The sequence below is a fragment of the Psychrobacter sp. PG1 genome, assembly GCF_014897815.1.
Taxonomy (GTDB): domain Bacteria; phylum Pseudomonadota; class Gammaproteobacteria; order Pseudomonadales; family Moraxellaceae; genus Psychrobacter.
Genome location: NZ_JABUZG010000037.1, coordinates 38,961 through 52,334, shown reverse-complemented (window position 1 = coordinate 52,334; position 13,374 = coordinate 38,961). Strand labels below are relative to the sequence as shown.

Genomic DNA, 13,374 nt, shown 5'->3' with positions numbered 1-13,374 from the left:
AAGTTGGTCATATAAAACAATAAGATAACGACTCGCAAGTAAAGAAAAAATATTGTCATTATAAAATTGATTCTGTATTGTTAAGAAATGCAATAGAACATTTCTTCTTTCTTACCTGAATTATTCAAACGCACGTCTACACATACTCTTTTGCCGCCTAGTATTCATGATTAATTATCCTTAAGAATTTATGGGCACAGTATGGCCTTTTATAGTCCTTTAAGTTATAAAAACATCAATAGTTAAGTCGGTTAAGTTATAAGAGTAAAGTTATACTTTTAATTTTTTTGCCATTATGTACAGACCATTTTAATTAAGATTACGCATTACCACCTAATTGATTGCCACCAATACCTAGCATTGGCACTCTTCTTCGTGGTCACTATTATCCAAGGACTATCACCATCATGAGTGCCTCCAAAAAAGTTGGCTTTTTTAATCAAGTCAGTACCCAAGTAACCACTATTTTATTTATTGCTTTTGCGGTCGTACTGGCGGTCGTCGTTTATGTTGTTGATAAAGAGGGCTATGAGAAAATCCGCCTTGAATCTGCAAAACTGGTGGCTGAACGTGGCAATACCGCGGTAAATAGTATTTCAGCCGATATCAATCGGGTGATGCGTAGTGCCTTACTACTACAGCAAAGCGCGCAAACCTTGCCCACAGAAGAGGCGATTTTACAAATCAGTACTGCCAATGCCTTTGATAAGCGTGATTATAGCCTATTAGGTAGTGGTGGTATTTGGCCTGAAAAAGGCGCACTTGGGGCAAATACCGCGACCCATCCATTTTTGATGGTTCGCCAAAACGGTGATTATCAAGCGGTGTTGAGCGATCCAAATCCTACCAATCCTTATTATCAAGAAGATTGGTTTAGCGTCTTAAAACTGCTCAAACCTGAGAGCTGTATTTGGAACCATGTGCGCGCCAGCCAAACCAAAGGCGAGCTTGCGATGAGCTGCGGTGTGGCAATCGAGCGTGACAATCAGTTTTGGGGTGCCAGCACGGTTAACTTTACGCTGAATCAGCTACAAGAAAACATCGTCAAGTTAAGCGAAAGCTCAGGCTCAGGCTACATTCTACTCTTGGATAATAGTGACAAGGTGATCGCCTCCTCTAACCCTGAACGCTTAAGCTATATTGATGAGAAAACGGGTACGCCGCTTGATATCAAACAAGTCATCAACTCAGACCCTGCTTGGCAACCCGTGCTTGATTTCTTAGATGTCCAACGTAATGAGATCATCGAACAAGTCGCCGCTAGCGTCTCACCACAAGTTCAGCAGGTACTGACCACGCTTGATAAAGCTGAGACTGGTACGGCAAAAGGTTATTATCTTGTTAACTACGCTGCTTACCTAAATAATGGTGAAAACAAGCAAAACGCCATGGACAGCCGCTTATTACAGAGCTTCGAGCTGGCAAAAGACAGTTACTATAACGGCAGTCAAGCCTATGTCTTTGAGATTCCTGAGACTTATTGGAAGCTGATCGTTGTCCAACCTGATGCTGAAATTAACGCCATTGCCGATAATCTCAGTGAAAACTTGGTTAACTGGATTGCATTAGCACTATTGATTACGGCTGGCGTCATTTACTTCATGCTGACTTTCTTAGCATTCAAACCCTTGAAAGAAACCACTGATAAAATCTCTGAAGCGGAAAACTTAATTAATAATAAGCAGTACAATAAGCTGAGCGAGGTTAAATTCGCAGAAGGTCGCAACGAGATTGGACTGGTGAATGGCTCTATTAATGACCTACTAGACCGAATCCAGTCTAACGAAGGTAAGCTTGCCAACATTAACCAACAGCTAGAGATTAAAGTCGAAGAACGTACTGCTGAGCTGCAAGAAACGCTAAAAGAGCTGAAAAACTCGCAGTTGCAATTGATTCGTTCAGAAAAAATGGCAACGTTGGGACAAATGGTGGCAGGCGTTGCTCATGAAGTGAACACACCTTTATCATACGTGCAAAATAATCTTGAAATTATTGGCCAGTTGACGGAGCAATACGAAGAGCTGATTGAATTGGTACAAGGATTAAAAAGCGTTAAAACTGACGCGGCGGCTGATGGAAAAATTGACAAGCTATTGGCGGATATTATCCGTGCTTCTGATGAAATCCAAGAAGATGACCTATCAGCTGAATTAAAAGAGCTGATTAAAGATTCGTTATTTGGCGTCGAGCAAATCACTGAAATGGTACTAAATCTACGTAACTTTGCCCGTCTTGATGAGTCAAAAGTGAAAACCATCGATGTGCGCGAATGTATCGAAGCCTCGCTTAAAATCGCTGGCAACTCCATTAGACATCAAGAGATTGTGACTGATTTTGCGCCCACGCCTGAAGTGAAATGCTCACCGTCGCAAATTAACCAAGTCTTGGTCAATCTACTGAACAATGCCGCGCAAGCCATGGGAGAAAAACCTGATGGCAAAATCGAAGTGCGCACCCGTGCCGATGATCACCATGTTTATATTGATGTCATCGATAACGGCAAAGGCATGAGTCCAGAAGTTCTCAATCAAATCTTTGAGCCGTTCTTTACGACCAAAGGCGCAGGCGAAGGCACTGGTCTTGGTATGGCAATCAGTCAGCAAATTATGGAGCAACATAATGGCGATATCAAAGTCGTATCGACTGAAGGTGTTGGCACCACATTTACGTTAATACTGCCGATTAATAATAACTTAACAGAGCAAAACCTAGTCGCGTAAGCGCTGGATCAGCTGCCCTGTTACGTAGAACAGATTTAGATATTTAACGACTATTATTCATCATCATAAGGAACTCATCATGAATGAATTAGAAAATGACTTAACCACAGTTGAAACCAGCGCTGAGTCAAAGCCGAAGTTGGCATTTATCGACGATGAACAACGCATTTTACGGTCTATGAAACTGCTGTTTCGTAAGACCCATGACGTCTTTATCACCACCGACCCGACTGAGTATATTGACTATATCAAGAACAACCATGTACACGTGGCGGTCAGTGACCAGCGGATGCCTGAGCGAGTCGGTGTGGATATCTTACGCGAAGTAAAAGATGTCTCACCGTCTACCATGCGTATTTTATTGACGGGCTATGCCGATTTAAACGCCATTATTGGCTCTATTAACGATGGTGAGATTTATCGTTATTTGACTAAGCCTTGTAAATCTGAAGAGCTGATCACCGTGGTCGGACGCGCTACCGAAATCGCCGTGACCTATAATCCAGACGAAGATGCCGACCAATTCGACAGTTCAGGTAATAAGCAAACGCTGCTAGTAATCGATGAAACCAATGAGTTGATTGAGCAAATACGTAAGCAATTTTCTCACAGTTATAAAGTACTGCATGCTGAGAGTCTAGAAGAAGCGTACGATTATTTGGCGAATGAAGATATCGGTGTTTGTATCACCGATATCAATGTCAGCGGTGAGAATATCGCGCCGATTATCTTTACCTTAAAACAAGATGCGCCGCATTTGGTGGTTTTGGTACAGACTGAATTTCAAGACGCTGGCTTGCTGATTGATTTGATTAATAAAGGTCAGGTTTATCGCTGCTTGCCGAAACCGATGCGCGCCAGCCTGCTTGAGATTAGCGTCAACCGTGCGTTTCAGCATCATGCGAAACTCAAAGCTAGCCCTGACTTGGTCAAACGCTATGAAGTCGAGCATGACCCTGAAAACGACGTTCGTATTGACTTGAGTAGTCGCGTACGTAGCCTTATTGGCAAATTGCGTAAACGCTTTTCTTTATAAGTGCATAAAACCAAATAAGCACAAAAGACTACCGTCTCAATCAACAAAACCTCTATTTCAATATTGAAGTAGAGGTTTTTTGCTTTGTACTTTTTTGATGGATTTTTTGACGACCTTTTTGACTAAAATCACCAACGTGCTACATTAAGTCGATCATTATTAAAATCATTTAAAAATAACTATTTAATAAGGAATAACCATGCGCGCGGTTTTTTTAGATAAAGGCACTTTTTCTGATGGCATCGACTTGCCAGCCCCAGACGGCATCAGCGACTACCTCACTTATGATGACACCCCAAAAGATGCTGCTGTTATTGTAGAGCGCTGCAAAGACGCTGACATCATTATCACCAATAAAGTGCAAATCAGCGCTGAAGTGATAAGCAAATTGCCCAAGCTCAAGCTCATTCAACTGACCGCTACTGGTATGAACAACGTCGATCAAGACGCTTGTATTGAGCACCATGTGGCGCTTTATAATGTCGCAGGTTATGCAGTCAAAAGTGTGCCCGAACATACCTTTATGCTCATGCTCAACGCCATGCGCGCGGGTATTTATTATCATCAAAAAGTCGCTGATGGCACATGGCAGGCAAACGGTAATTTTTGCCTACTGGATATTCCGCTAATAGATTTGGAAGATAAAACGCTAGGTATTATTGGGGTCGGTACCATCGGCAAACGCGTGACCGACATTGCGCGCGCTTTTGGAATGACAGTATTGTGGGCGGAGCAACAAGGACGCGCACCGCGCAATGACGACTATACTGCGTTTGACGACGTACTGGCGCAGTCTGATGTACTGAGCTTGCACTGCCCATTAAACGAGAAAACTCAGCATCTGATTAATGCAGATACTTTAGCAAAAATGGTCAAACAGCCGCTCATCGTCAATGTCGCCCGTGGCGGTATTGTCGATAGCCAAGCACTGACTGATGCCATTAACAATGAGCAAATCATTGGCTACGCCAGCGATGTGTTTGAGCAAGAGCCCATCACCGCTGACGACCCTTTATTGACCATTGCCAAGCATCCGCGCGTTATATTCAGCCCGCATAATGCGTGGGGCAGCAAAAGCGCCCAAGAAACCTTGTGGCAAATCTTAAGCAAACAAGTTGCTGATTTTATTAATAGCCATTAAAAAACATTGAGCAAACGACTGTAACCAAGCGACCTTAACGACTAAAACGTAACCAATCATCTTTTATTTTGCGATGTTTGAGCATAATGCGGTCGCTTAGGTAGTTGTTTGTCACCCGCCAAGGATAGACATCGCCTTGCTTGGGTAGCTCGTGTTGAGCGCGCTTGACATATCCTGAGGATAGTGCGCCCATCACCGTATCTGTCTGCGTAAGCGCTTTGGCATCTTTAGTATGCGCTTGTGGCAATACCACTTGATAGCGATGCTGATGCATATAGCACAGCAGTCGCATCACATACTGACACGCCAAATCGATTTTTAGCGTCCATGAGGCATTGGTATAGCCAAATAGCGCCACCATATTTGGCAACTCTTCAATCATGACCGCTTTATAAGTCATGCGCGAACCAATATCTATCGCCTGCCCGTCAATATATACTTTGGCACCGCCGAGCATCTGTAGCTTTAGTCCTGTCGCTGTGACGATGATATCAGCATCGAGAGAGTTACCCGATTCGAGCATGATGCCCGTCTTGGTAAAATGGCTGATTTGATCGGTGACGACGCTGGCGCGTTTGCCATGCAATGCTTTGAATAAATCACTGTCTGGCACCGCACATATTCGCTGATCCCAAGGATTATAGTCCGGTACAAAATGCGCCACATCGATACCGCTACCCTTTAGCTCTGTTTTGACACCGCGTTTTAATAACGCTTTCATAAGCTTGGGTGCCAATATAGCCGCTCGATAAGTGCCTTGTTGAATCAATACATTACGAGTACGCAGCAGCGTATACGCTTGCTCTTTTGACAACGGTGAAAATTTACCTGCTAGCCAATCAAGCGTATAATCATCGCCCGGTACACTTGCCACATACGTGGGAGAACGCTGTAGCATAGTGACGTGACGCGCGCATTGCCCACCGGTCTCATCCACCAAAGCTGGCAGCAATGTCATCGCTGTGGCACCGCTACCGATAATGACTACCCTTTTATCGTCATAATCCACATTTTGCCAATTCTGCGGATGAATGATCTCACCTTGAAAATCTGCTTCTTTATTAAAAGAAGGACGATAACCTTGTTCATAATCGTAGTAACCCGTGGCGCCAACGACGAACTTTGCCGTTACCGTAAACACCTCACCGCTGGCATGATTTTTTACCATCGCCGTCCATTGTTGATGGCTACTTGACCAAGACAGCTGCTGCACCTCGTGCTGATAGCGAATATGTTCGCTGATACCAAACTCACGCGCCGTATCAGCAATATAGTTTTTAATATCACCGCCCTTTGCCAAAATCCTATGATTTAGCCATGGTCTGAAACTGTAGCCAAACGTCAAGGCATCAGAGTCAGAGCGGATGCCAGGATAGGTAAATAAATCCCATGTACCACCCAAATCTGCTCGTTTTTCTAACACCAAAAATCGCTGTGCACTTTTCTGCTGTTGCTTTGATGATTTGCGTTTCTGCTTACTTGGACTTTTATAACCAAACAGTCCTTTGTGTTTTTGCTGCTGCAATCGGCACGTCATACCAATACCAGCAATTCCTGCACCGATAATCAGTACTTCATAATCCACTGGTGTGTCTGAGAGTGCCGATTTAGCTTTAAAGCGTTTCTGAACTGCCTGTTTGGCTGCCGTCATATCAAGCATAATACGTTCCTTGTTTTTGCATGATGGGTTTAAAAAAATTTGACATAAATTCATTTAAAAAGGGCTTGGGCTTTCCCAATCCATCCACGCACCAAGCGTAGGATGCTTGAGACGCAATTGCTGAGCATGGAGATTAAGCCTTGGCGCAATCGCTAAAGCCGTGCCTTCTGCATAAATGGGATCGCCAATCATCACATGACCCACATGCACCATATGGACGCGCAGCTGATGACTACGACCGGTGACAGGCTTTAGCATTACGCGTGTGACTGTCTGACCGTTGCATTGCTCATGGCTGATGACTTCATATAAAGTTAAGGCATGCTTTGACCAGCTAGGATCGACGATATGGCGCGGTTTCGTCTCTGGCTCATAGCGCACTGGTACGGATATTTCACCCGTTGCGCCGACACGCTCCCACTCTCCAAAGACGCGTGCCTGATATTTTTTTTGTGGCAAACGTTCAATGAATTGCTTACTAATATGGGTTTGTGCGGCAGCATTTTTGGCAAAAATGAGCAGCCCTGAGGTATCCATATCCAGACGATGAATCAGCTTGACTGCGGGATTGGCACGCTCAAGTCTCGCCAGCAAACTGACCTTGAGCGTTTTGCCATCGACACTCAACAGACCTACAGGCTTATCAACCACCCAAATATCATCATCTTCGTAAACAGTAATCTGTTGCGCAAATGCTTGAAAAAACTCAAGCGGATAGGCGTTTTCTTGAGCATTGAGGGCGTTGACTTCTTCAGCAGTAAAAGGCATAAAAATGGGCACTTATATAAATGGGCTTGAATGATTAATGAGCTTACATATGAAAGCTGTCTTAAGTGGTAGATATTAGAGTATAGATATAGTGTTATAAACCGCTCATTTTTGAGCAAAAAACACAGACAGTATTATCAAGTGACAGATAAAACCATGCCTGTGTCGTTATGTGTCGATTTATTGTGCTAATCGTAATTGTTAAACAATTTAACCAGCCTGCATCTGTTAACCTCGAGCAAACATGTTAATATAATGGCACATTTTAACCACTTCTAAACGCTTCTTTGGTCACTCATCATTCTATTATGCAACAAATATATTAGTTGATGGATGGCGATAGAAATAATAAAACAAGAGAGATAAATTATGTCAGACCTTATTTTACATACTACCGATGCCGACTTTGACAAAGACGTATTGCAATCAGATGTGCCAGTATTGGTAGACTTCTGGGCAGCATGGTGTGGTCCTTGTAAAGCAATTGCCCCTATTTTAGAAGATCTAGCCACTGAGTACCAAGGCAAAGTTAAAATCGTCAAAGTTGATGTGGATAGCAACCCACAAGCAGCCAGCCGTTTTGGTATCCGTAATATCCCAACACTATTTGTCTTTAAAGATGGCGAAAAAGTTGACTCAGTGATGGGTCTACAGCCAAAAGCTGAATTGGCAAAAGTGTTAGACAAGCATCTCTAAGTCGAGACTTGCTCGTTTTGCATAAGCATTCTAAAGAGACAGCAACACCGTCGAAAAAGCCATTATCTAACGTAGATAATGGCTTTTTTGCTTGTTTTTTATGCAAAAAACTCAATTAGACGACTTTTTTGGCAAAATTTATTGACAATGCTATTGTGAAGACCGTATAGTCTGCTGACAACAGAAAACTAACGGTTTTCCTAACTGTCTTATCGCTATTCTCCTCGTGTTTATCAACAAAAACACAATCGTCGTTATAAACACCATTGCTGAACGAAATGACTAAACACAATTACTGATATTGAGTTTTTGACGCAGACTCTTATGTAGACTTCTTTATCCTTATTTCTTATTACCTTGCATAAACGATTGCAATTCGTATATAAGCTGACACGTAATATCCAAACTACATAAATCCAGCTCTGTGCACGCACCCTCTATCACCATACTATCGTTGTTTTAATCACTGTCGTGACTTGTGCTGCTAATGGCATCTCTCATCTGATCAATTGCTAATGACCTATCTATGAATCTTACTGAATTAAAGAAAAAATCAATCGCTGAGCTATTGGCTATCGCCAAAGAAATGGGGCTTGATAATATGGCGCGTAGCCGTAAACAAGACATCATCTTTGCTATCCTAAAAACCCATGCGCGGAACGGTGAAGCCATTTATGGTGACGGCGTACTTGAGGTTCTTCCGGATGGTTTTGGCTTTTTACGCTCATCAGAAGGCTCATACTTAGCCGGTCCTGATGACATTTACGTCAGCCCTAGCCAAATTCGCCGCTTTAGTCTGAAGACGGGTGATAGTATCGCTGGTACGATTCGTCCACCAAAAGATTCTGAACGTTATTTTGCGTTATTGAAAGTTGGCGAAATCAACTTTGATACCCCAGATCGCTCACGTCATAAGCTTATCTTTGAAAACCTGACACCCCTATTCCCAACTGAGCATTTAAAACTCGAGCTTGGGAACGGCACCACTGAGGATCTGACGGGTCGTATCATCGATCTAATCGCGCCGATTGGTAAAGGTCAGCGTTCTATCATTGTTGCACCGCCAAAAGCGGGTAAAACGATGCTGCTACAAACCATCGCACAGTCGATTACCCGTAATAACCCTGAATGCTATCTCATCGTCCTATTGATTGACGAGCGTCCAGAAGAAGTCACCGAAATGGTACGTACGGTACGCGGTGAAGTGGTTGCTTCTACCTTTGACGAGCCGCCACAGCGTCATGTACAAGTCGCTGAAATGGTTATCGAAAAAGCCAAACGTTTGGTCGAGCACAAACAAGACGTGGTTATTTTACTGGATTCGATTACTCGTTTGGCGCGTGCTTATAACACCGTCATTCCATCGTCAGGTAAAGTGTTAACCGGTGGTCTAGACGCCAATGCGTTAGAGCGCCCAAAACGCTTCTTCGGTGCTGCTCGTAATGTTGAAGAAGGTGGCAGTTTGACCATTATTGCCAGTGCCCTTATCGATACGGGTAGTAAAATGGACAGCGTTATCTTTGAAGAATTCAAAGGTACTGGTAACCAAGAGATTACGCTTGAGCGTGATTTGGCTGAAAAACGCGTGTTCCCCGCTATTAATATCAAAAAATCTGGTACACGCCGTGAAGAGCGTTTGCTTGATGAAGATAAGCTACGTAAAGTTTGGATATTGCGTAAGCTACTACAGCCGATGGATGGCGTACAAGCGACTGAATTCTTGTTGGATCGCTTAAAAGAAGCGAAAACCAATGATGAATTCTTTGAGCAGATGAAACGCAAATCACAGAACTAATGATAGATCCGTGCTGCTTTGCCATACTCAATAGATAAGCAACTTACGTAGAAAAGACCGCACTCGTGCGGTCTTTTCGTTTTGTATTCATTTTATATATATTCAGGCATGTCCTGAATTTAAAAATGGCAATAAAAATGAGAACAAACCTTAATACCTCACTATTAAACGCCAAAAGTACTATTTTTAAAAACAGTTAGCTTACTATCAATACAAATACAATAACCCTAAGCAAAACCCCTACCAACGATACAGTGGAGAAACATCCTTTACAGGCTATTTGCAAAGCTTAGCGCTTTTACTACGCCTAGAAATTATTATATGGGTTAGTATAGGAGCCAGTATAGATATATTCTGCTATCACGTGTTAATAGCAGTATAATTTTCGAGATATTTAACATCCTTGATGTAATCCTTACTAATGCAGACCTTTGTATGTCTTGCGGTAGCACAATAGATTATTCTAAGATACTTGCCCAAATATTTTAATACAGCTTACTATCGGTATTAAAATTAGTGGTAATAAAAATATCGTATTTTGATTTTGATAAACTAACTTGATAACCTAACAGGTGATACTATGAAATTTGCTAAAACTATCGCAATGACTGCTCTTACTAGCTCTGCCCTTATCATGGGTGGCTGTGCAACTAATGGATACAATAGTGGCTTGAGCAATACCGCTAAAGGTGCTGCTGCCGGCGCTGCTGCTGGTGCACTTATTAGAAGTGGCGGCGATAGCAAAGACATCGCTCGTGGCGCACTTGGTGGTGCTGCAGTAGGTGGCGCTGGTGCTTACATTCTTAACAACAGCAGATAATCGCTAAATGATTATTTGGTGCTATCAAGACCGTTTTTAAGCATTTCAACTGTGTGTATTTTAAATTCATTGAATATGTCTAAATTGAATATGTCTAAAACGCTCTAAAATACAAAAAGCCTGCAATCGATATTGCAGGCTTTTTGTTGGATCGCCTTTTCTAGGCGATAGTGACTACGCTAAAATATCATAGCGATAATGACTATAATGCCCCGCTAAAAGTGTCACAAGACTGCACGTTGCCACTTTCCAAACCACGAGTGAACCACTGAACACGCTGCTGACTGGTGCCATGAGTGAAATTATCAGGTACGACTGCTCCACCGCTAGCGCGCGCTAAACGATCATCACCGATTTGACCAGCGGCATTGATGGCCTCATCGATATCACCTGCCTCCAAAAACTGTACACGCTCTTGGTTACGTTGTGCCCAAACCCCAGCAAAACAATCAGCTTGTAGTTCTTGTAGTACTGATAGCTTATTGGCTTGTGCACGAGTGACTTGACGGCTGGCTTCATTAACTTGCTGGCTGATGCCTAACAGCGTCTGTACGTGGTGACCAACTTCATGCGCAATAACATAAGCTTGCGCAAAATCACCCGCTTTACCTTGATTATCTTGGTCGCCAGAGCCTTGCTTATCACCCGTTATACCGAGATTTTGGCGCATTTCTACAAAGAAAGATTTGTCTAAATAGACAGTCTGATCGCCTGGGCAATAAAACGGGCCCGTCGCGGAGCTAGCACTGCCGCAGGCTGAGCTAACTTGACCATTGAAGAGAATCAATGATGGCTCCTGATAGGTGCTGCCTGCTTCTTTAAATATCTGATACCAAACTTCTTCAGTATCAGCCAAGACTACTTTGACAAACTGCGTATCTCGATCGTTACTTGTCGCAGGTTCGGTAGCGGCACTGCTATTGCCACCGCCTGCTACTACTTGACCCGTCTGTAAAGCGGTCATTGGATTTACCCCAAATACCAGCCATAAAATGCCAGCAATAATAATACCACCGATACCACCGCCTATCATTTTGCCGCCACCACTGCTGGTGCGCACATTGGAACTGCCGCGTCTACCTTGCCATTTCATTGTTTCATTCCTCAAATATACGATATATATTGCTACTCGTATTGATGACTTTTTATATAGTGTAATTTTGACTCAATTCTTTATTTTTTTGATCAAATCCGATTTCTGATACGTAAGTAGTACCAAAGTATTTTTGATAAATTCTACTTTACTGGGCTCTTGATATCGCACTAATCAAGACATTTAATGACTATTAAACTCCTAATAGATACAATAGATGCTTAAAAACATAGTAGAAATCAAGACATCGAATAAGTCATCAGAATAGGGTGATGTCATTGATTATACGTCTATTAATTTGGCTCGTTGTATTAAAAATTATAACGAATAAGTGATGTAAAACACTATTTACAATTTTATTGTTACTTAATTGTACAGCCTATTTCTATTTATATAGAAATCCTATAGAATGCGTGAAAGCTGAGTAGCTGTAACTAAGACTAGTTGAATTCTGAGAAATCTCAGCTTTCAACCTTTTTTGCTGCTACTGATCATTTCATTTTCCCGGAGAAAACCTTATGAACTTAAAATTACTTGCTCTAGCTGGTATCATGACTGCAACTATGGGCCTTACTGCCTGTGACAGCAACAAAGAAAACGCTGCTGAAGATTTATCTGACGCACAAGAAGAAGTGCAAGATGCATCAAAAGAGCTAAACGAAGCTGCTGCTGAAGGCGAAGTAACTGCTGATGCTGACGCTGCTGTTGCTGAAGCTGAAGCTGACATCGCTGATGCTCAAGTTGCTACTGCTACTGACGAAATCGATGCTGAAGTACCTGTAGACGGTACTACTACTAGCGTTGACGTAGCTAGCGAAACTCCAGCTGTAGACGCAGCTGACGAAGTTGTAGTTATTGAAGAACCAGCTCAGTAATTTTATCGTTTATATGATAGAAATACTGTAGTAAAAAAAAGAGAGCCTAAGCTCTCTTTTTTTGTGCGTGTCATTTACCATCGTTCATGGTTATTCATAGCTAAATATGATAGTTAATGTCTCTGATCAGATGTAGATCAACCATCTCACATTAACAATAAAGCGCAACTTTAACAACCATCATGAAGTCATGATATATTTATATGTTCAGTTTCATATGATTGACAGTTACTGCTACTCGTCAAATAGACGCTCATCAACTTGTTGACGGAATTTTTGCCCTGTTTTGAAAGTCACCACGCGGCGTGCTGATACAGCGACTGGCTCCCCTGTCTTAGGGTTGCGACCTGGACGGCTATTTTTATCTTTAAGCTCGAAGTTGCCAAAGCCTGAAAGCTTGACCTCTTTGCCATCAATTAAACTCTCTGACAATTCATCAAAGAAATTCTCTACCAAACAGCGGCCTTCTTGGCGTGTTAGGTCAAGATGACTCATCAAATGCTCAATCATGTCAGATTTGGTTAAGGTGCTCACAGTACGACTCCTATGCTATGTCGTGATGTCGAATATCATGGTTTAGCGGTATGAGGGTTAATACTAGCTATTATAAAGGTTTTCTAACCTCTTTTTAACAAAGACTGCTTTAAAATCCTTTATTAATAACCACTTAACTATTTTTATGAAAAAAAATTTATAAAATTATAATTCTTATAAATAGCAATGCCCTATAGCCTCTTGAAGAGTGAGGCTACAGAGCATGTCTATGATAA

Annotated in this window: 11 protein-coding genes; 7 read left to right on the top strand and 4 right to left on the bottom strand. The window is 42.3% G+C overall.

Annotated features, from left to right (window positions below; genetic code table 11):
* The first annotated feature begins 407 nt into the window (after positions 1 to 407).
* From INT03_RS01910 to INT03_RS01900, 3 genes are all read left to right on the top strand, one after another.
* The gene (locus tag INT03_RS01910; protein ID WP_193007343.1) at positions 408 to 2,720 is read left to right on the top strand and encodes a sensor histidine kinase; all 2,313 of its coding nucleotides are present in this window, start codon (positions 408 to 410) and stop codon (positions 2,718 to 2,720) included.
* Between the two features lie 79 nt (positions 2,721 to 2,799).
* Positions 2,800 to 3,756: a response regulator gene (locus INT03_RS01905; protein WP_193007342.1), complete on the top strand. Its 957-nt coding sequence runs from the start codon at positions 2,800 to 2,802 to the stop codon at positions 3,754 to 3,756.
* 199 nt (positions 3,757 to 3,955) lie between these two features.
* Complete coding sequence (locus INT03_RS01900; protein ID WP_060491953.1) at positions 3,956 to 4,897, top strand: D-2-hydroxyacid dehydrogenase; 942 nt, start codon at positions 3,956 to 3,958, stop codon at positions 4,895 to 4,897.
* Positions 4,898 to 4,931: 34 nt separating this feature from the next.
* Here the strand turns inward: INT03_RS01900 and INT03_RS01895 are convergent, their stop codons facing one another.
* On the bottom strand, positions 4,932 to 6,557 hold the full coding sequence (locus tag INT03_RS01895) for a flavin-containing monooxygenase (RefSeq protein ID WP_193007341.1): 1,626 nt from the start codon (positions 6,555 to 6,557) through the stop codon (positions 4,932 to 4,934).
* Positions 6,558 to 6,611: 54 nt separating this feature from the next.
* A complete protein-coding gene (locus tag INT03_RS01890; protein WP_193007340.1) occupies positions 6,612 to 7,325 on the bottom strand; it encodes an RluA family pseudouridine synthase in 714 nt (237 codons plus the stop codon).
* A 369-nt stretch (positions 7,326 to 7,694) separates the two neighbouring features.
* On the opposite strand from INT03_RS01890, the gene trxA reads away from it, so the two are divergent.
* From trxA to INT03_RS01875, 3 genes are all read left to right on the top strand, one after another.
* Complete coding sequence (trxA, locus tag INT03_RS01885; RefSeq protein ID WP_060491956.1) at positions 7,695 to 8,021, top strand: thioredoxin; 327 nt, start codon at positions 7,695 to 7,697, stop codon at positions 8,019 to 8,021.
* A gap of 526 nt (positions 8,022 to 8,547) precedes the next feature.
* Positions 8,548 to 9,816 (top strand): transcription termination factor Rho, encoded by a 1,269-nt coding sequence (gene rho, locus INT03_RS01880; RefSeq protein ID WP_055125334.1) that lies wholly within the window; start codon positions 8,548 to 8,550, stop codon positions 9,814 to 9,816.
* Positions 9,817 to 10,396: 580 nt separating this feature from the next.
* A complete protein-coding gene (locus INT03_RS01875) occupies positions 10,397 to 10,636 on the top strand; it encodes a hypothetical protein (RefSeq protein WP_055125335.1) in 240 nt (79 codons plus the stop codon).
* A gap of 202 nt (positions 10,637 to 10,838) precedes the next feature.
* On the opposite strand, the gene INT03_RS01870 is transcribed toward INT03_RS01875, so the two are convergent.
* Positions 10,839 to 11,729: a neutral zinc metallopeptidase gene (locus tag INT03_RS01870; RefSeq protein ID WP_193007339.1), complete on the bottom strand. Its 891-nt coding sequence runs from the start codon at positions 11,727 to 11,729 to the stop codon at positions 10,839 to 10,841.
* Between the two features lie 518 nt (positions 11,730 to 12,247).
* Here INT03_RS01870 and INT03_RS01865 point away from each other — a divergent pair.
* Positions 12,248 to 12,604 (top strand): hypothetical protein, encoded by a 357-nt coding sequence (locus INT03_RS01865; protein ID WP_193007338.1) that lies wholly within the window; start codon positions 12,248 to 12,250, stop codon positions 12,602 to 12,604.
* A 234-nt stretch (positions 12,605 to 12,838) separates the two neighbouring features.
* On the opposite strand, the gene INT03_RS01860 is transcribed toward INT03_RS01865, so the two are convergent.
* Positions 12,839 to 13,138, bottom strand: coding sequence for an integration host factor subunit alpha (locus INT03_RS01860; RefSeq protein WP_045445928.1), 300 nt, complete (start codon positions 13,136 to 13,138; stop codon positions 12,839 to 12,841).
* Between the last annotated feature and the right edge of the window lie 236 nt (positions 13,139 to 13,374).